We start from the raw sequence: 19,622 nt of genomic DNA, 5'->3' as shown, positions 1-19,622 counted from the left end.
ATTTGCACTTTTGGCAACTGTGTGCGCTTGATCGCGCGCGTGCTACAACTACCCGTTTTGTGTAGAGGAAGCGTCAGGGTGCCAGCACCAGATTGGCGCGAACCGACGAGGCGCCCTTTGTTCCGCTCGTCGCGATCAAGGTCACCTTGGCGCTGGCTGGCCACGTGAGATTCACCGATTGTCCATCTTTCAGATCTTTGCTGTCGAAGGTAATCTGTCCGTTGGTGTTAAGTTGCATGCGCAGCGCAGCGCCCCCAGTTGCGCTGACCGAAAACGTGAGCTTAGCTCCCGCCTTTGGCACGGCCCATGAAACGCGCGTCATGCCGGTATTGTTGGAATTGACATACACGGTTTTCGTTATCGTTGCATCGAACACCAAGCGCTGCGTGGCGGTGTCGTAGCTTGCTGCAGCGGTGCCGGCTTGTTGTTGCCAGGGGCCGCGCATCGACAGAATATTCATGTTTCGTTGCGCCTTGATCGCAGCGGACGCATCATTGCCTTTGGCGTCGATCCAGGCTTGCGCGCTCGTCACTTGCCGAAGGCCGGCACGTATTGTGTCGAGCTGGCTGGCGATCTTGTTGTCCCAGCCAGTGCGCATCAGGTGAAAGCCTGCATCGTTTTCGACGTATATGACAAATGGTGTACCGTCATTTCGGTCAACCACGTAGGCGCCGTACACCTTGAGCGTTTCGGCGATCTTCCTCAGTTTTGGGTCGTCGATTGCGCCGGTGTCAAAGCCGGGTGGCAGCATCAGCAGTGCGCCCTCTGGAATGGCGCCGGTATTGGTTGTCAGCGTGTTGTCGGCCGATGTAGCCGGAAAGATATACGCCGGGCCATTCACGCCATTCGACAACGCGTTATGGGCCAGCGATAGTGCCAGGGCATGGTGGTAGACAGGCAAGCCATCCTTGATTTCATGCTTGCGTATCAGACCAGCCGACGCCGGGACGCCCACGGCGCGGGCACCCTGGTAATAATGAGCAGGATCACCCCAGCCCGTGCCCGCGAGATTGCTCCATGAATAGAGCGCAGCGGTCCAGCGTCCATCATTCTGCTTGAGTTGCCAGAAGGAGTGGATCGTATTCGTGACCGGATCGACAATATCCGCATGACCATCCGTGCCTGTAGCCGGCAACACGCCGGCAGGCCAGCGGGGTAGCGTGATCACCCGCGCGGCGCCATTGTCAGGATCGGAAACGGTGTTCGTGGCGGTATCGCTGGAGCCGCGACCGACAACCGTCATTGGCTTGTCAGACGATGACGCAAGGAAGACGCCAGTGGAATAAGCGCCCGACGTAACGGTGGGAAAATACCTGGACCTGGGTATGACAAATGTTCCAAACACGGGTTTAACGGGCCGTACATTCCACAACGAAGTGGCGGAGTAAGGACGCAAATAGGTGCCATGCGCGGATGCATTGGTATCTGCTGCGCCAGGCTGTACTGCTACCGTTGCGGTTTGCGCATCCACGGCAGCGTGACCGTCGCAAGCTGCGATCGATGCACAGATCATGGGCGGGATGATGCGCCGGATCATCGTGCTTGATAAAAATGTCATGTCGACCTTTCGAAGATGCTTCATGGACGGCTCACGCGCTTTGCCGAAGCCGGCCGCCGTCAGACTGCCACCGGCGCCCTGATCCCCGGATGCGGGTCATACCCCGTGATCTCGAAATCCTCGAAGCGGTAGTCGAACAGCGAGTCCGGCTTGCGCTTGATGACCAGTTGCGGCAACGCGCGCGTCTCGCGCGACAGTTGCAGGTCGACCTGCTCCATGTGGTTGGCGTACAGGTGGCAATCGCCCCCGGTCCAGATGAAGTCGCCCACCTCCAGGCCCGCCTGCTGCGCCATCATGTGCGTCAGGATCGCATATGAGGCGATATTGAATGGCACGCCCAAAAAGATGTCGGCGCTGCGCTGGTACAACTGGCACGACAGCTTTCCGTCGGCCACGTAGAACTGGAACAGCGCATGGCAGGGCGGCAGCTTCATCGACGGCACGTCGGCCACGTTCCAGGCCGAGACAATCATGCGGCGCGAATCGGGCGTGGTGCGGATCTGCTCGAGCACTTGCGCGATCTGGTCGATGTGTTCGCCCGTGGGCGTTGGCCAGTTGCGCCACTGGTAACCGTACACGGGCCCCAGATTGCCGTCGGCGTCGGCCCATTCGTCCCAGATCGATACGCCGTTTTCCTTCAGGTAGGCGATGTTGGTCGAGCCCTGGAGGAACCAGATCAGTTCATGGATGATCGACTTCAGGTGCACTTTCTTGGTCGTCAGGAGCGGAAAGCCTTCCTGCAGATTGAAGCGCATCTGGTAGCCGAACACGGAGCGGGTGCCGGTGCCGGTGCGGTCGGTTTTGGTGGCGCCATGCTGCTGGACATGGCGCATGAAGTCGAGATATTGGCGCATTGCGGATCGTGTAATGAAGGGACTGACAACCCGTCATTCTATCATCCGGTGCAGATGGGGGCGCTGGCGCCTGCCACGACGGGCGCTGCCAGCCGGTCGGCAAAGCGCTGCAAGGCCAGGCGCAGTGCGTCGTCGGACATCGCCAGCAGGTTGTCACCCACGTAAATTTCGACGACGCTGGTATCGGGCAGTGCGCCGTGAGCGGCGCGGTTGTACATCCAGATACCATGCTCGGCCGCCAGCCCGTCGCGGATCGCCAGTGCGGCGTCGCGGGATACGGGCAGGTGAAGATGCAGCATATTCGCCTGGGGCGCGGCCGGATTCACGCGGATTGCCGGGTGCGCGCGCAGCGCGGCATACAGAAACTGGGTGCGCCTGAAATAGTCGGGCATCGCCGCCAGGCGCGCGTCGAAGTCCATCGCGGCCGCCACCACGTACGGCGAGCGATGGATCACGTTGCCACCCTGGCGCCGGAACCATTCGGCGCAGCGCGCCACGAACTCGCGGCTGCCGGCCAGCATCGCGCCGCCCAGGCCACCGAGGCCCTTGTACAGCGACACATACACCGAATCGAAGCCGGCCGCAATCTGCGCCGCGCTGCGCCCGTACCCGGCCGCCGCTTCCCACAGGCGCGCGCCGTCCATGTGCAGGTGGATGCCGCGCTCACGGCAGCCGCGCTTGATCGCCTCGAGTTCGTCCCATGGCGAGAGCTGCCCGCCGATCTCACGCATCGGGATCTCCAGGCCCACGGCGCCCAGGCGGTCCGGCACGTCCAGCAGATCGCTGGCCGTCCATGGCCGGTGCCGGTCACCCACGGGCAGTGCCTGAAAGTGGTCCAGCAACTGGTAGTTGGCGCGTTCGTGGACGAAGATGTGCGAGGTCGGGTGCAGCGCCACCATGCGGCTGGCGCGCTCGAGGCAGGCCAGGCGCAGCGCCGTCACCTGCGCCATCGTGCCGCTGACGCAGAACACGGCGGCCTCGAAGCCGAGCGTGGCCGCCACCTTCGCTTCGAACGACTGAATCAGGTCGCCATTGCCATACACGTCGTGATCGATGTCGTGCTGCTCGCACCAGGCGGCCATCGCTGCAAAATGTTCCGCAGGACGGCGCTGGCGATGGCCGGGGAAGATCGTGTGGCAGCGGCGCTGCAGGGCGGATTCTGACAAGGTGCACTCCGAAAGACAGGAACGCTACTCTACACCGCGCGAGGTCGACACAGGAAGCGCCCGGCCGGGTGGCCGGGCGCAAGACGCTTGATTGGCCGAACGTCAGCCGTGGGTCAGCGCCGCGCGGCGCGGGGCTGGTGCCGGTGCATCGTAGCCGAGGCTCGGGCCGTCTTCGGCCAGGCGGAAGCTGCGCACCGAACGGGCGAGGGCATCGGCCTGCTCGTGCATGGCCTGCGCCGCGGCGCTGGCTTCTTCGACCAGTGCCGCGTTCTGCTGCGTGGTCGTGTCCATCTCGACCACGGCGCGGTTGATTTCCTCGATGCCCTGGGTCTGTTCCTGGCTGGCGTTGCTGATTTCGGCCATGATGGCAGTAACGCGCTGCACGCTCGTCAGCACTTCCTGCATCGTGGTGCCGGCCTGCGCCACCAGCGCGCTGCCGGCGCCGACTTCATGGTTCGATGCGTCGATCAGACCCTTGATCTCCTTGGCGGCAGCGGCCGAGCGCTGCGCCAGGTTGCGCACTTCGGACGCCACGACCGCGAAACCGCGACCCTGTTCGCCGGCGCGCGCCGCTTCCACGGCTGCATTGAGTGCCAGGATATTGGTCTGGAACGCGATGCCATCGATGACGCTCGTGATGTCCGAAATCTTGCGCGAGGCGACCGTGATCGAATCCATGCGGGCGACCACTTGCGACACCGTGTCGCCGCCTTTCTGGGCCACGTTCGACGCAGTCTGGGCAAATTCGTTGGCCTGGCGCGCATTGTCCGCGTTCTGGCGCACGGTCGTGGTCAGCTCGTCCATCGACGACGCGGTGGTGGCCAGGCTGGCGGCCTGTTCTTCGGTACGGCTGCACAGGTCCAGGTTGCCGGTTGAAATTTGCTGCGAGGCGGCCGCAATGTGCTCGGCACCGTCGCGTACCTTGCCGACCACGCCCGACAGGCTCTCGCCGATGTCGTTGATCGCTACGGTCAGGCGACCGATTTCGTCATTGTTGCTGGGCGCGATCCGGGCGGTCAAGTCGCCGCCGGCGATGCGGCGGGCCACTTCTTCGACTTCGGCCAGCGGGCGCGTCACCGTCGCACGCACCAGCAGGTACAGCAGCGTGGCCAGTACGGCCAGCGCGGCAATGCCGAACAGGATGAAGCGGTTACGCAGCTGGGTGGCGGCGGCGGTGATCTCGTCGATATACGTGCCACCGGCGATGACCCAGTTCCAGTCCTTCATGTGCGTGTACGCCGCAAATTTCTCGCGCGCGCCGGTTTCACCGGGGTTCTGCCAGTCGTAGCGGACCGTGCCTTCCTTCTTCTCCAGCATCTCCTTGACGAACTCGTTACCGTTGGCCGACTTGCTGTCGAGGATGTTCTTGCCTTCGCTCTTCGGGTGCACGAGCAGGTCGCCGTAGGTCTTGCCGGGCGCTGCCGACAGCACGTAGAAGTAGCCGCTGTCACCGACCTTGATCGCATTGATGCGCTCCTTGAGGAAGGCGATGTCCTGGCTGATGTTCACGCCCACGTAGAGTGCGCCGACGACCTTGCCGGCGGCGTCGCGCACCGGCTCGTACTGGGTGATGAACTGCTTGCCGAATAGAGGGGCCAGGCCGACATAGGTACGGCCGGCGCGCAGCGCGGCGTAGGCCGGTGCGGTCTTGTCGAGGGCCGTGCCGACGGCGCGGTCGCCGTTTTCCTTCTTGACGGACGTGGTCACGCGCACGAAGTCGTCGCCGGCAACGGCGAACACGGTGGCGTTGGCGCCGGTGCGCTCGGTGAAGCTGTCGGGGACGGCGAAGTCGAGGTTCAGCGCCTTGCCGTCAAGGCTCAGCGTCGGCACCTGGCGGCCGCCGATGTCCACGGTGGCCGCTTCGTCGAGCGCATACGCGCCCGGCAGGCCGGCGCTGAAGATGCGCCCGAAGCTGACGGCCTGGCTCGACACGGTCTTGTTGAACAGTTCGACCGTGTTGGCCACGCCTTTGAGTTCACTGGAAACGCTCTCCATGGCGCGCTGTTCCAGCATGCTCGATGTCGACAGCGTGATCGTGCCGATCAGCACGGCGATGATGACCCCTGCCAGGGCGAAGGTGACGGCGCTGATGCGGGTGCCGACATTCCAGCTGGCTAAACTAAATTTTTGGTTGCTCATGAAAGTCGAGTGATGATGGAGGGTATAACTCCGGATCATACGCCCCAACCTTTTCTAATGGCAATATTTAGTGAGTTTTGGCAGTCATTGAGGTGCCTGGATGCAACGGAATGTGACGGGAAGTCACGGTTCGGTCACCGACACCCGCAATACTCCGGTCGATCCTGTCACGCTGCCACGGGTGCATGCGCCTGGAACTGCAGCGCGGCGAGGTTCGCATATACACCGCGCAGGGCGACCAGTTCGTGGTGCGTGCCCATCTCGACGATCCTGCCGCCATCGAGCACGACGATGCGGTCGGCGCGCTGCACCGTGGCCAGGCGGTGGGCGATGATGATCGTGGTACGCCCGATCATGGCCGCTTCAAGCGCCCGCTGCACGAGGCGTTCGGATTCGGCATCGAGCGCACTGGTGGCTTCGTCGAGCAGCAGCAGCGGTGGGTTTTTCAGCAAAGCGCGCGCAATCGCGATGCGCTGGCGCTGGCCGCCCGACAAGCGCACACCGCGTTCGCCCAGGAACGAACGGTAGCCTTCCGGCAGGCGCTCGATGAATTCGTGGGCGGCTGCCATGCGCGCCGCCGCAATCACTTCCTCGTCGGTGGCGTCGGGGCGGCCGTAGCGGATGTTTTCCATCGCGTCGAGCGAGAACACGACCGTATCCTGCGGCACGATGCCCACCGCGCTGCGCAGCGTCTGCAGCGTCAGGTCGCGCACGTCGACGCCGTCGAGGCGGATGCTGCCCGATTGCGGATCGTAAAAGCGCAGCAGCAGCTGGAACAGCGTGGTCTTGCCGGCGCCGGACGGGCCGACGACAGCCACCGTCTCGCCGGGCTGGATCTCGAGCGCCAGGTGCGACAGCGCCGCTTCCTGCAGGCGGGATGGATAAGCGAAGGTCACGCCATCGAGCGTGACACGCGCGCCGTTGGCGGTGCGCGCGGGCAGCGTGGCCGGGTGCAGCGGGTCCTGGATGTCCGAACGGGCGCCCAGCAGTTCGAGCAGGCGCTCGGTGGCGCCGGCGGCGCGCTGGGCGTCGCCCATTACTTCGGACAAGGCCCCGACCGAGCCGGCGACGATGCCGGCGTACAGGATGAACTGCCCCAGTTCGCCCCCGGTCATGGTCCCGGCAATCACGGCATGCGCGCCCAGCCACAGCACGAACACGATCGCCCCGAAGATCAGCACGATCGCCAGCAGCGTGAGTGTCGCCCGCGCGCGGATGCGGCGCATGGCGGTGGTGAACGCGCTTTCGACTTCGACGCCAAAGCGCCCGGCTTCATAGCCCTCGCGCGTAAAGGCCTGCACGGTCGGCATGGCGTTGAGGATTTCACCGGCCACGGCCGACGCATCGGCGATGCGGTCCTGCGAATCGCGCGATAGCTTGCGCACGCGGCGGCCGAACAGCACGATCGGCAGCACGACCAGCACCAGCAGGCCCAGAATGATGGACGTCAGGCGCGGACTCGTGATGAACAGCATGACCAGGCCACCGATGAACAGCAGCGTGTTGCGCAGTGCGAGCGAGATGCTGGTGCCGACGATTGCCTGGATCAGCGTCGTGTCGGTGGTCAGGCGCGACAGCACTTCGCCGGTGCGCGTGGTCTCGAAAAATTCGGGACTCTGGCGCACCACGTGGCGGTACACGGCGCTGCGAATATCCGCCGTCACGCGCTCGCCGAGCCACGAGACCATGTAGAAGCGCGCGGCCGTGGCTACCGCCAGCACGGCGGCCACGCCGAACAGTGCCAAAAAGGTCGCGTTGACATTCTCGATGCCGCGCGCAGTGGCTGACGCGCCGAAGCCCAGGTCGATCATCTGCTTGAACGCCGCCGGAATGGCCAGCGTGGCGCCCGCCGCGAACAGCAGCGCAATGCCGGCCAGGATGAACTGGCGGCGGTACGGCGCCATGAACGGGATCAAGCCCTTGAGGGTCGAGAGGCTGCTCTTGCGTGAACTGTCTGCGTCGGGGGAGGCGGTGGAGCTGGTGGTACGCGTGGTCATCGTGTCTTCGTGGGATTCTTATAATTTCATTGGCTGCACATAGCCGGTCATCTCGAGGTAGCCGCGGCCGACGCGGCGGCCGTTCTGCTGGATCGTGACCGCGCCTTCCCAGTACACGGCGCCCGTCGAGCGGCGCGAATCGAGTTCCTGGTCGTTCTGCAGCGGGACGATCTGCCAGACCTGGTCGCCGGTGGTGATCGTGGTGGCGATCGGGTAGGTCGCCTGCGTGCGCGGGGACGTCCACAGCGTCTTCGGCGTGAACGTGATCTGCTCGGGCGCGTAATGCGTGACCTTGCCCGCCTTGTCGCGCCGGGTGGCGTGCGCCCATAGTTTACCACCTTGCTTGTCGCGGATCTGGAAAGCCATCAGCGCGCCGCCATCGTCGAGGTTGGCGCCGACCCAGTTCCAGCCCACGGCGTCGGGCTGCAGGGCTTCGCTCGACCACTCGTGATCGAGCCAGGCGCTCCCGGTAACGGCCGTAGAGGCCATCCCGGCACGGCCCACGCTGCCCGTGACGGCCAGTTGCGGTTCGCTGTAGTAGTAGCTGGCATGCTGCGCACTCGGGCCCTTGCGCGAATACCCGCCCTGGCCCTGCGCCAGGACCGGCTGCGTGGGACGCAGGCGCAGTTCCAGCGTGAGCTGGTTCGAGCGGATCGTCACGCGGTAGGTGCCATCCTGGTCGCGCACCATGCGCCAGTCATCGAGTTTCAGGTCGGTGTTGCCGGCCCGCGCCCAGGCCAGGCCGAAGCCTTCACGGGCGCTGCGCTGGTCGTGCACGAGGCGCCCGACCGCCGGGTCGGACAGCGCCGCGTGGCCGATCACCAGCTGGCGCGGCGTGAAGTGGCTTGGATTGGCGCCGTCGACGCCCGTGCGGCTGCGAAAGAACGTGACCTGAAACCCCAGCGGGCGCTTGTCGGGCGTCTCGACCCAGCCAGTGACATACCACCATTCGGTGCGAAACTCGGGATGCGCGCCATAGTCGCGCGGGAACGTCAGCGCCGCGCCGGGCGTGACGGGGGCAAACACGGGCGGTTCGGCGCGCGCTGGCAGCGCCAGCAGCGACAACAGTAGATACAGGATGAAACGCATTACCAATCCTCTCTGACAGCGCGCACCGGACCGCCCGACAAGGCCTGGCGGCCTGACACGAGCGCGGTGGCGACGGACGCGATCACCAGCACCGCGGCCACGCTGCCCAGCAGTGGCCAGGGCAGGTGCAGGCCCATGGTCCAGTGGAACGACTGCGGGTTGATCACGAAAACCAGGATCAGGCTGATGGTCAGCCCGAGCACGAAACCGGCGATGACGCCCAGGCCGGTGAGCAGGCCACCTTCGAAGGCGAGCAGCTGCAGGACCTGGCGCCGCGTGACGCCGACGTGGCGCAGCATACCGAATTCTCGCGCCCGTGCCAAAGTCTGGGCCGAAAAACTGGCGGCGATGCCTGACAGCCCGATCGCGATCGCGATCGCCTCCAGCAAGTACGTGACGGCGAAACTGCGGTCGAAAATTTTCAGGCTCGCCGCGCGGATGTCGCCCGGGCGCATGAAGGTGAGCGCCGCGCCGAATGGCAGCGCGCGCAAACGCGTTTCCAGTGTGGCCGCGTCGACCCCATCTGCGGTCCACAGCGCCGCGTCGGTGACAGCGCCTTCGCCGGTCAGCTTGCGGTAGTCGGCCAGCTGGATGACAACCGAGCCGCTCTGGTTGGCGTAATCGCGCCAGGCGCCGGCCACGAAGAACGGCGTCTCCGCGCCGCCCAGCGGCAGGCGCAGCGTCTGGCCGACGCGCGCGCCGTACAGGTCGAGCAGCGCCTCGGACACCCAGGCCGGCCGCGCGCCGGCAGGAATGGGCGCGCTGTCGCCCACCAGATACAACAGGCGCGCCGGATCGCGCACGTCGATGTCGCGCGCGATGACGACGACCGGCGGCCGCTCGGGCGCCAGCGACACGCGCCGCGTGCGCAGGAACTGGATCTGCTGCACGCCGGGCAGCGCCGTCAAGGCAGCCTGCTGCGCCGGACTCAGGTAACCGGTGCCGCCGGCATCCAGCGTGCGCACATACAGGTCGGCCGGCAGGATGTGGCCCATCCAGTCGTCGACCGAGACCCGGAAGCTCGAGACCATGATCCCCATCGCCACCATCAGGCTGAAACTGGCCAGGATGCCGCCCAGCGCAATCGAAGCCTGGCCCGGCGCATTGGCCAGGCGCCCCAGCGACAGCGCCAGCACCGGCATCGGATGCCGTTTTTTGGACAGCCACCCTTCGAGTGCGCGGAACGTGACGGCAGCAAAGCGGGGCATCAGGCCGATGCCGCCAATTAGCAGCAGCGCGATTGCCAGGTAGCCAAACAGCGGCAACTCGAACACGGGCGGCGCGAACGCGAACAGCGCGGCGATTGCCAGGCACGCAAGCGATGGCCAGACGCGCGCCAGGCGTGACAGCGGTGCTTCGTCGGCGCCGGATTTGATTGCCACGGCCGGCCGCGCGCGCGCCGCTTCCCATGCCGGCGCCAGGCAACCGAGCAGGGCCACGCCCAGGCCCAGGCCGAAGAAGACGACCGCGGCGCCGGGCGTGAACGCGACCTGCGGGCGAATGCCAGGGAAATAGCCGGCGCCCAGGTCGCCGCCAAAATAATGCAGGGCGGTGGCGGCCAGCGCGTAGCCGGCGCCGATGCCGAGCAGGCTGCCGGCCACGCCCAGGCTCGCGCCTTCAAGCAGCACCTGGCGCAGAAGCTGACCCCGTTCGAAGCCCAGCACGCGCAGCAGCGCGAACTGGCTGCGCCGGCGCATGACCGACAGGGCCTGGGTCGAGAACACGAGGAAGGCGCCGGTGAACAGTGCGACCAGCGCCAGCACCGTCAGATTGACGCGGTAGGCGCGGCTCATGTTGGACGTGCGGCTTTCCTGGTCGGCGTCGTTGGGCTGGCCGACCGTGAAGCGGCCCGGCCAGGTGCGCTCGAGATCGGCTGCCAGAGCGCGCTGGAACGCGGCGCGGTCGACGCCGCTGCGCAGCTTGAGGTCCACACGCGAGAGCTTGCCCACGCGTTCCAGGCGCCATTGCAAGGCGCCGATGTCCATCACGGCCAGACGCTGGCCGCTGCGCGCCCGCTGTACGGGGCCGGCCACGCGCAGCGTGATGACGCCGGTGCCGGCGCGCAGATTCAGGGTGTTGCCACGCCGCTTGCCCAGCCACGCCTCGGCGGACGGCGACAGGAACAGCGCATCGTCGGCCAGCACGTCCAGCATGCGGCCATTGCCCGGCACGCCGGTCAGGTCGGGCGAAATGAAGCCGGCGCGAAAGGCATCGATGCCGATGATGCGCAATGGCGTGTCCTGGCCCGGCACGCCGGCCTGCACCTCGAGAATGGGTGCGGCCACCGCGACGTCCGGATGGCTGGCCAGCTGCGGGTACACGGCTTCGTCAAACAGCAGTTCGCGCCCCTGGACCTGGATGTCGGCCTGGCCCGACAGGCTCTTGACGGCGGCCGAGAATTCATTGAAGGCGGCCGCATTGATCAGGTGGATGGCAAAACCCATCGACACGCCAACGGCAATCGCCGCAATCGCCACCAGTGCGCGCACCGGGTGCGCACGCCACTCGCCGAGCAGCAGCCAGCGCGTGAGCCGGCTCAACCTGGGCATTCGACCGCCAGTGTGTCGGCCATGCGGCGCGCCTTGATGCGCGCGACGGCTTTTGCATCATCGCTGCTCTTGGCCAGGTCCTCATTGGCCCAGCGTGCCTGCAGACGCAGCTTGTCGCAGCGCTTGCGCAGGGCCAGCGCTGCGCGGCCGGCGCGCCCGAATTCATGCGCGTCACGCGCAGCCTGCACGGCGCGTGCCCCGTCGATGGCCGCCAGCGCGGCGCGGGCCGCGGCGAGGCGCGCGGTCTGCACCGGATCGGGCGCCGGGGCGGGCGGCAGCGCAAGGGGCGCACCGGCGCCAGGGCAGGGGCGGTCGGTGTAACTCACGTGCGTTCCCTCATGACATTTGTAGACCGTGCCTGCCGTGGCCAGCCGGCACAGGGCGCAGCACGTCGCACACAGCACAATGCACCACAGGCAACGCATGGCAGGCTCCCGGTCATAGTATTTTCCCGGGATTCATGATGCCCAGCGGGTCGAGCGCGGTTTTGATGGCACGCATCATGCCAAGTTCGACCGGCGACTTGGTGCGCGCCAGTTCGTCGCGTTTCAGCGCGCCGATGCCGTGCTCGGCCGAAATCGAACCGGCAAACGCGACCACCGCGTCGTGCACGATGCGGTTCACGGCATCCTGCTGCAGCAGAAACGTGTCGTGCGCAATGCCCGGTGGCGGCGCGACGTTGTAGTGCAGGTTGCCGTCGCCCAGGTGGCCGAACGTGACCAGCACGCAGCCGGGAAACGCGCGGTCGAGTGCGGCGTCGGTGTGCGCGATGAAATCCGGGATTGTCGAGACCGGCAACGAGATGTCGTGCTTGATGTTCTTGCCGGCCGCCGCCTGCGCCAGCGGGATGTGTTCACGCAGGCGCCACAGGCCAAGCGCTTGCTGGCTGGACGTGGCCACGACGGCGTCGCGCGCGATGCCATCTCCCAGCGCGGCGCCGATGCCGGATTCGAGCAGCGCCTGGGCATGCGCTTCGGATTCATTGCTCGACAATTCGACGAGCGCATAGTGCGGGTGGCGCGCGGCAAATGGCTGCGGCAGGGCGGGAAATTGTTGTGCGACCAGATCCATGCAGACGGCCGACATCAGCTCGAAACCCGTCAGCGCCGCACCGCAGCGCGCTTGCAGCAGGTTCAGCAGCGCCAGCGCCTGGCGCGGCGAGTCCAGTGCAACCAGGGCTGTGCGCATGCCGCGCGGCGCCGGGAACAGTTTCAGCACGGCCGCCGTGATGACGCCCAGCGTGCCTTCGGCGCCGATGAACAGGTCGCGCAGCGCGTAGCCCGTGTTGTCCTTGCGCAGGCCGCGCAAGCCGTCCCAGACTGCGCCCTGGGCATTGACGACTTCGAGGCCCAGGCACAGGTCGCGCGTGTTCCCGTAACGCAGCACCGCTGTCCCGCCGGCATTGGTCGACAGATTGCCCCCAATCGTGCACGACCCCTCGGCCGCCAGCGACAGCGGATACAGCATGCCGGCCCCTGCGGCGGCGGCCTGGATGTCGGCCAGGATGCAGCCAGCCTCAACCGTGATGGTGCGGTTGGCCGCGTCGATCGCGCGGATACGGTTCAGGCGGCGCAGCGACAGCACGATGGCGTCGCCCGACGTATCGGGCACGCTGCCCATGACCAGGCCCGTACGGCCGCCTTGCGGGACGATGGGGACGCCGGCGCTGGCACACAGGCGCACGACGGCGGCCACCTGATCGGTGTCCAGCGGCAGCGCGACGGCGCGCGCGCGGCCACTGTAGCGACCGCGCCAGTCGGCCAGGTAGCCCGCCATCTCGGCATCCATCGTGATGACGTGGTCGACGCCCACGATGGACCGCAGCCCTTGCAGGAAGGCGGCCGCTGACTGGTCAACCATGCGGGACTTTGACCTTGTCCAGCAATTCCTTGGCCATGCGCTGCGCTTCTTTCTTGAACGGGCGCAGGTACAGCAGGGCGCAGACGTAGAACACGACCACCAGCACGACTTCACCGATGGCCATCTGGCGCGACAGCGGGTTGGTGTCGGCCCAGGCCCGCACGGCGCCTTCGGCAAAGTAAATCAGGATCAGCATCGACGCCCATTGCAGCGTGTACAGGTCGCGCTTGACCACGCCGCGCAGTGGCAGCAGCAACGGCAGCGCTTTCAGGGCCAGCAGCCAGCTGCCCGGCTGGAGCGGTGCGACGAACGCTTCCCACGCCACCAGCCAGGCGATCAGCCAGACCAGGCTGAGCACCGCGCCGATATGAAAGACTCTGCCTTTGCCCATTATTGACCTTCGTGCAGTTTGAGCGCCGCGGTTGCCAGGCGGCGACCGAGCGCGATCGACAAGGCGCGCTCGTCCTCGGTGATGGCACGCTTGCCATCGACGCCGGCCCAGTGGGTGGCGCCATACGGGCTGCCGCCGCTGGCGGTGTTCATCAGTTCGGGATGCGTGTACGGCAAGCCCATCACGAGCATGCCATGGTGCAGCAGCGGAATCATCATCGACAGCAGCGTTGCTTCCTGCCCGCCGTGCAGGCTGCCGGTGGACGTGAACACGACGGCGGGCTTGCCCGACAGCGTGCCATTGACCCATTCGGCGGCGGTGCCGTCGAGGAAGTACTTCATGCTCGAGGCCATATTGCCAAAGCGCGTGGGCGAGCCCAGCGCCAGGCCCGCGCATTCGGCCAGGTCGGCCGCCTCGACATATGGCGCGCCATCCTCGGGGATGGACGGTGCAGTCGCTTCGGCCACCGATGACACGGTGGGCACGGTGCGCAGGCGCGCCTCGGCGCCGGGGACGCTGTCGACGCCCTGCGCGATCAGTTCTGCCAGTTTGCGCGTGGCGCCGTGGCGGGAGTAGTACAAAACCAGGATGCTCAAAGGATTCGTGTTCATCCTTGGTATTATAGTGCGCTTTGTTGAAGTGACATGCCCGGGTTGACGCCCAATTCGCGGCCTGAATCGGGTATTTCCATGGCCATGCCGAACCAACCGCCGCAGCATCCTTCCCACGCCGTTACCGACAGCGCCGATGGCAGCCTCGAGGGCAGCCTCGAACGTAGCCTGACGCGGGCCGAGGCCAAGGATCTGGTGCGCTTTGCGCTGCGCCGCCTGCGCGAAGAGCGTCTGCCGCAAGTTGCCGGCAGCCTGACGTTTACGACCACGCTGGCCCTGGTGCCGCTGCTGACGATCGTGCTGGCCATTTTCACGATGTTCCCCGCGTTCGGTCAGGTGCGCACGATGGTCGATGCCTGGTTCGTGCAGAACCTGATGCCGCCGGCCATTGCCAGCACGATCAGTGGCAATCTGACGCAGTTTGCCAGCAAGGCCAAGGGCCTGTCGGCGCTGGGCGCGGTGGCGCTGCTGTTTACGACGGCCGCGACCATGAGCCTGATCGAGCGGGTCTTCAACCAGATCTGGGGCGTGCGCCAGCCCCGTCCATGGACCCAGCGCCTGCTGGTGTACTGGGCCTTGATCACGCTGGGTCCGATCCTGTTCGGCGCCTCGCTCAGTTTCACTTCCCAGCTGGTTGACGTTACCGGCGGGCTGGAGCGCGATGCCAGCGTGCTGGCCACGCTCGCCTTTACCCTGGCCTCGATTGCCGCGACGACAGGTGGCTACACGCTGCTGTACGTGGCGGTGCCGAATCGCCATGTCGCCTGGCGCGACGCCTTCTGGGGCGCGCTCGCCGCCGCCATTGCGTTCGAAGTCGCCAAGCGCGTGTTTGGCCTCTTCATCCGCCAGTTTCCGACCTACGCCATCATCTACGGCGCGCTGGCCGCGCTGCCGTTGTTCCTGGTCTGGATCTATGTCACGTGGATGATCACGCTAGTGGGGGCCTTGCTGACGGCGGCACTGCCGGTCGTGAAATACGAACGCTGGTGGTACCAGGCCGCGCCCGGCGGCGCCTTCGTCGACGCGATGTCGGTGCTCAAGGTCCTGCACGGCAGCGCCAAGCTGAGTGGCACGGCGCTCGTGTCCGGCAGCACCATCCGCCATCACACGCGCATCGGTTACAACGAACTGGCACGCCTGCTGCACCGCATGGTGGCCGAGGGCTGGGTCGGGCGCGTGCACGACCAGGCGCCGGCGAAGATCAGCTGGCGCCACACCAAGCGCGCCAGCCAGGAGCACTGGGTGCTGCTGGCCGACCCGGACACGCTGCGCCTGGCCGACGTGTACCGCCTGTTCGTGTTCGACTTCGCGGTGGAGGAGGCCGTGCAGCGCGAAGAAGAGGCCAGCCCCGATACCGCCCTGTCGCTCGACACCGGCGCGCTGGCGCGCCGGGTCGAAGAGGCGGTCGAGGCCGGGCTGAACGAAACCCTGCGCGAGCATTTCGGCGACGCCGACGCCGACGTCGACGCGGTTGCCGGGCCGGTCAGCTGATCAGCCGGTCCGCCTGCGCCAGCAGCGCGTTCGACACAGCCTCGGGCGCTTCCTGCATCATCGCGTGGCCCGTATCGACCGTGACGATCGTTGCATGCGCGATCGCCTCGGTCAGCAATGCCGCCTTGCGCGGCGGCGTCATCTTGTCCTGCGTTCCCTGCACGAACACGACCGGACAGGTGATGGTGGCAGCAGCCGTCATGCCGTTGGTGTACGCATTGCACGCGGCCAGATCGGTGTGCAGCAGCGGTTCGTCGCTACCGGCTGCCAGCCGCTGCATGAGCTCGCGCGCCGCGTTGGCAATCGACGGGGCGCTTGATGCCGCATGCGACCAGGCCACGACCATGTCGATGGCCGCCTGCTCATCGTCGAGGGCAGTGGCGAGCAGGGTGTCGGCCACCTTCATCGGGAACGTGGCGCCCAGCAAGGCCAGGCCGGCGGCGCGCTGGGGCGCCCGGGACGCCGCTTCCAGCACGATCAGCGAGCCCATGCTGTGGCCGGCAAGCAGGGCGCGTTTCACGCCCGCAGCGTCCAGTAAGGCCAGCAACCAGTCGGCCAGCGCCTCGACCGAGCGCAGGGCCGGCCCGCTGCTATGCCCATGGCCGGGCAGGTCAGGCGCCAGCACGGCGAAACCGCGTGCGGCCAGCGTCCGGCTTTGCTGCGTCCACACCGCGTGGTCGTTCAGGGCGCCGTGCACCAGCACGACCGTGGGCAGTGCGGGGTCGAACGCGCTGTCGCCGGTATGGCAAAAGGCGGTATGGTCGCCAATCGTGAGTTGCATGTCAGTTAGCCTGTGTTGATGGAAGCCAGCCATCCTAGCAGCGATGGCCGTTTGCGCAATCTGCACTGCACCATTCTGCCGCCGCGTTCGCACCATGAGGTGGCGCAATGCTGGATTTTTTACCGGGCATAGGCTACAGTCGGCGTTATGCCTTATACAAATTTATCCAACAGCAGTATTGACCGCGCGGGGGTGGCCAGCATGAAAGTTTCGGAAATCCTGCAAGTGAAGGGCAATATCCTGTACACCGTGACGCCCGACCAGCCCCTGGTCGAGGCCGTAACCACGATGTCCGAGAACGATATCGGCTCGCTCGTCGTGATGGAATACGGCGACCTGGTGGGCATGCTGACGTTCCGCGAAGTGCTCAAGACGCTGCACGCCAATGGCGGCGCGGTGGGCGCCGGCACGGTGCGCCGTCACATGGACGACAGCCCGATCACCGTCACGCCGGATACCGAGGTCAACGAGGTGCGCCGCATCATGCTCGAAAAGCATGCGCGCTACCTGCCGGTGATGGACGCGCGCACGTTGCTGGGCGTGATCTCGTTCTACGACGTGGCGCGCGCGGTGCTGGAAGCGCAAAGTTTTGAGAACCGCATGCTCAAGGCCTATATCCGCGACTGGCCAGCCGAGCAGAACGCTCCGGACTGACCGCGCCAACGGTCACGCCGCGTGCGTGACCGACTCATCGGCCAGCCAGGCCAGCAGCGCCTCCGGCGACAACGGCCGCGAATACAGAAAGCCCTGGGCCAGCGGACAACCGAGCTCGCGCAGGATCTGCGCCTGGCGCTCGTCCTCCACCCCTTCTGCAATCACCGACAGGCCCAGGTTGCGGCCCAGCTGCACCACCATCTGCGCGATGCTGCTGCCGCGCGCCGAGCCGGTAATCTCGGTAACGAACGTGCGGTCGATCTTGAGCCGGTCCACCTGCAGCCGCTGCAGGTGCGACAGCGATGAAAACCCGGTGCCGAAATCGTCGATCGCGATCGACACGCCGGTGCGCTTGACGTGCGCCAGCTTTTCGACGAGCGCAGCGGGCTCTTCCATCGCCATCGATTCCGTGATTTCCAGCTCAATGAAGTCAGGCGGTGCGCCCGTATCGTCGAGCGCGCGGCGCAGCATGTCGAGAAAGTGTGGATGCCGTAACTGTACCTGAGAGACATTGACTGACATCGTGAATGTCGTGTGGCCGGCAGAGCGCAGGCGCAGCAGTTCGGTGCAGGCCTGGCGCAGCACCCATTCGCCGATCTCGACGATCAGGCCGGAATATTCGGCAATCGGGATGAAGCGGTCGGGCGAGACCAACCGGCCGTCTGGCTGGCGCCAGCGCAGCAACGCCTCGGCGCCAACAGCGCGGTTACTGGCCAGATCGATCTGCGGCTGGTAATCGAGGAACAGTTCGCCGCGCTGGAAGCCGCTGCGCAGCGCATGCATCATGCGCACCCGCTCGCGAATTTCAACGCCCATGCTGCGCGAAAAATAACAGTGGCCGGTGCGCTGCTGCAGCTTGGCGCGCTTGAGCGCGATGTCGCCATCCTTGAGTGCATCGGCGCCGCTGCCGTCGTGTTCGCGCAGGCGGACGAGGCCCAGCGTCGACGATACCTGCACGTCCTGACCGTCGATGTGGAACGCGTGCAGAAACAGCGTCTGCAGCGCGGCTGGCTGGACCACCTCGGCACTGCCCAGCACGCTGAAAATGTCGCCGCCGATGCGCCCGATATGCAGCGAAGGTGCGAGGCCCGGCGCCAGGCACGTGCACAGGCGCCGGGCGACGGCGGCCAGCAGCAGGTCGCCGAAGCGGTGCCCGAGCGCGTCGTTGGTTTCGGCGAAGTGGTCGATGTCGACCAGTGCCAGCACGGCGTCGTTGTCGGCCCCGGCAGCGAGCGTGGCATCGATCAGTTCGATCATCCGCGTGCGGTTCGGCAGGCCGGTGAGCGGATCGTGGAACGCCGACTTGTTCAGGTCGGTCACCAGTTCGCAATTGTCCAGGCTGACGGCCACCATGCCGCAAAAGACCTGTAGCAGGCGCGTCTCGACGTCGCTGATCGCGCGTTCGAGCGGCAGGCAAGCCACGAAATCGCGCCCGGCCTTGCCAGGGAAGAACAAGGTCAGCATGCCGTCGTCGGTCGTGCACCCGCGCTGCGCCAGCGTGCGTTCGGCGGCCAGCGCGAGCCGGGTGACATACGGATCGTCGTACTGCGCGCCGAGTTCGCAGCCTTCGAGATCGCGGCTGTCGCCGCTGGCGGCGACCACGAACAGCGGTCCGAAGGCGCCGGTTCCGGTGCCATCGCCAAACTCCCGCGTGCACAATATGCCATCGACTGGCTGCCCGACCAGGCCGGCAGCCTGGGCCAGGATGCCATACGCCACGTCGCGCACGCCGTGCAGCGCCATCAGTTGCGCGCAGGCGGCGACGATGCGCTCCATGCCGACCCGGTTCGCGTCGAGTGCGCAGAGTTGCTCGTACGAGCGGATGGCGGCGGCTACAGCGGTGTAGAGCTTGGTGCGGGTCAGTTCCGACTTGGTGCGGTAATCGTTGATGTCGTAGCCGCGGATCGCCTCCATCTCGGGCGCGTAACCGGGCTGGCCGGTGCGCAGAATGATGCGCACGTCGCGCAAGCCCAGTTCGTCGCGGATGCGGCGCACCAGTTGCAGGCCGGCGTCGGCGCGCTCCATCACGACGTCCAGCAGAATGACGGCGATATCGCTTTCCCGGCTCAGCAGCGCGAACGCTTGCGCGGCCGAGTAGGCGTGCAGGAACGCCAGCGGACGGCCTTGCATGACGACGTTGTCCAGCGCAAAGGTGGTCGTCGAATGGACATCGGCGTCATCGTCGACGACCAGGATGCGCCACGGTAGCCGTCTGCTGTCGTCGACGGCATCGACTTCGTCGGCAAAAACGAGGTCATCTGTCACGGGGTCATCCTGCGTTGGATCGGAGGGCGGCGTCGAAGCTGGCATGTGCTACGTCTCCAGGGAGGCTTGGCATGTATACGTGAAGTATATAGGCATTTGTAAATAGGAAAGGAAACCAGCAGTTGCTCAACAGAGAATATATTTTGGTAAATATATCCTGATAGAAACATTTTGGCGAGAGTGGATTGCAGATTGTCGGTTTCTGCTTGCCGGATCG

Annotated in this window: 15 protein-coding genes; 2 read left to right on the top strand and 13 right to left on the bottom strand. The window is 66.0% G+C overall.

Annotated elements, in window-relative coordinates; translation table 11 throughout:
• Window positions 1–73: 73 nt before the first annotated feature.
• From IFU00_11005 to wrbA, 11 genes are all read right to left on the bottom strand, one after another.
• Window positions 74–1,396 (bottom strand): Atrophin-1 multi-domain protein, encoded by a 1,323-nt coding sequence (locus IFU00_11005; GenBank protein MBD8542810.1) that lies wholly within the window; start codon window positions 1,394–1,396, stop codon window positions 74–76.
• A 221-nt stretch (window positions 1,397–1,617) separates the two neighbouring features.
• Window positions 1,618–2,412, bottom strand: a complete 795-nt coding sequence (locus tag IFU00_11000) for a thymidylate synthase (GenBank protein ID MBD8542809.1) — start codon at window positions 2,410–2,412, stop codon at window positions 1,618–1,620.
• A 41-nt stretch (window positions 2,413–2,453) separates the two neighbouring features.
• Entirely contained in the window at window positions 2,454–3,578 is a 1,125-nt protein-coding gene (locus tag IFU00_10995) for a threonine aldolase (GenBank protein ID MBD8542808.1), read from the bottom strand.
• 102 nt (window positions 3,579–3,680) lie between these two features.
• The gene (locus IFU00_10990; protein ID MBD8542807.1) at window positions 3,681–5,717 is read right to left on the bottom strand and encodes a Cache 3/Cache 2 fusion domain-containing protein; all 2,037 of its coding nucleotides are present in this window, start codon (window positions 5,715–5,717) and stop codon (window positions 3,681–3,683) included.
• A gap of 167 nt (window positions 5,718–5,884) precedes the next feature.
• On the bottom strand, window positions 5,885–7,714 hold the full coding sequence (locus IFU00_10985; protein ID MBD8542806.1) for an ATP-binding cassette domain-containing protein: 1,830 nt from the start codon (window positions 7,712–7,714) through the stop codon (window positions 5,885–5,887).
• An 18-nt stretch (window positions 7,715–7,732) separates the two neighbouring features.
• Window positions 7,733–8,803, bottom strand: a complete 1,071-nt coding sequence (locus IFU00_10980) for a carotenoid 1,2-hydratase (protein MBD8542805.1) — start codon at window positions 8,801–8,803, stop codon at window positions 7,733–7,735.
• Window positions 8,803–11,352 carry an ABC transporter permease gene (locus IFU00_10975; protein ID MBD8542804.1) on the bottom strand — a complete coding sequence of 850 codons (2,550 nt, stop codon included), beginning with the start codon at window positions 11,350–11,352 and terminating at the stop codon, window positions 8,803–8,805. Before IFU00_10975 ends, IFU00_10980 begins: the two co-directional genes overlap by 1 nt.
• Window positions 11,340–11,768 carry a DUF4124 domain-containing protein gene (locus tag IFU00_10970; GenBank protein MBD8542803.1) on the bottom strand — a complete coding sequence of 143 codons (429 nt, stop codon included), beginning with the start codon at window positions 11,766–11,768 and terminating at the stop codon, window positions 11,340–11,342. The genes IFU00_10975 and IFU00_10970 overlap by 13 nt, the downstream gene beginning before the upstream one ends.
• 22 nt (window positions 11,769–11,790) lie before the next feature.
• Window positions 11,791–13,212 (bottom strand): FAD-binding oxidoreductase, encoded by a 1,422-nt coding sequence (locus IFU00_10965; protein MBD8542802.1) that lies wholly within the window; start codon window positions 13,210–13,212, stop codon window positions 11,791–11,793.
• Window positions 13,205–13,603 carry a DUF2069 domain-containing protein gene (locus tag IFU00_10960; GenBank protein ID MBD8542801.1) on the bottom strand — a complete coding sequence of 133 codons (399 nt, stop codon included), beginning with the start codon at window positions 13,601–13,603 and terminating at the stop codon, window positions 13,205–13,207. The genes IFU00_10965 and IFU00_10960 overlap by 8 nt, the downstream gene beginning before the upstream one ends.
• The gene (gene wrbA / locus IFU00_10955; protein MBD8542800.1) at window positions 13,603–14,214 is read right to left on the bottom strand and encodes an NAD(P)H:quinone oxidoreductase; all 612 of its coding nucleotides are present in this window, start codon (window positions 14,212–14,214) and stop codon (window positions 13,603–13,605) included. The genes IFU00_10960 and wrbA overlap by 1 nt, the downstream gene beginning before the upstream one ends.
• Window positions 14,215–14,298: 84 nt before the next feature.
• Here wrbA and IFU00_10950 point away from each other — a divergent pair, with 84 nt between their 5' ends.
• Window positions 14,299–15,705, top strand: a complete 1,407-nt coding sequence (locus IFU00_10950; GenBank protein MBD8542799.1) for a YihY family inner membrane protein — start codon at window positions 14,299–14,301, stop codon at window positions 15,703–15,705.
• Here IFU00_10950 and IFU00_10945 read toward each other — a convergent pair.
• The gene (locus IFU00_10945; protein MBD8542798.1) at window positions 15,698–16,486 is read right to left on the bottom strand and encodes an alpha/beta hydrolase; all 789 of its coding nucleotides are present in this window, start codon (window positions 16,484–16,486) and stop codon (window positions 15,698–15,700) included. The genes IFU00_10950 and IFU00_10945 overlap by 8 nt on opposite strands.
• Before the next feature lie 201 nt (window positions 16,487–16,687).
• Between IFU00_10945 and IFU00_10940 the strand changes: the two genes are divergently transcribed.
• A complete protein-coding gene (locus IFU00_10940; GenBank protein ID MBD8542797.1) occupies window positions 16,688–17,140 on the top strand; it encodes a CBS domain-containing protein in 453 nt (150 codons plus the stop codon).
• A gap of 12 nt (window positions 17,141–17,152) precedes the next feature.
• On the opposite strand, the gene IFU00_10935 is transcribed toward IFU00_10940, so the two are convergent.
• Window positions 17,153–19,450 (bottom strand): EAL domain-containing protein, encoded by a 2,298-nt coding sequence (locus tag IFU00_10935; protein MBD8542796.1) that lies wholly within the window; start codon window positions 19,448–19,450, stop codon window positions 17,153–17,155.
• Window positions 19,451–19,622 lie beyond the last annotated feature (172 nt).

Source organism: Oxalobacteraceae sp. CFBP 8761, from assembly GCA_014841595.1.
Lineage (GTDB): Bacteria > Pseudomonadota > Gammaproteobacteria > Burkholderiales > Burkholderiaceae_D > Telluria.
This window is presented reverse-complemented; position numbering and strand designations above follow the sequence as displayed.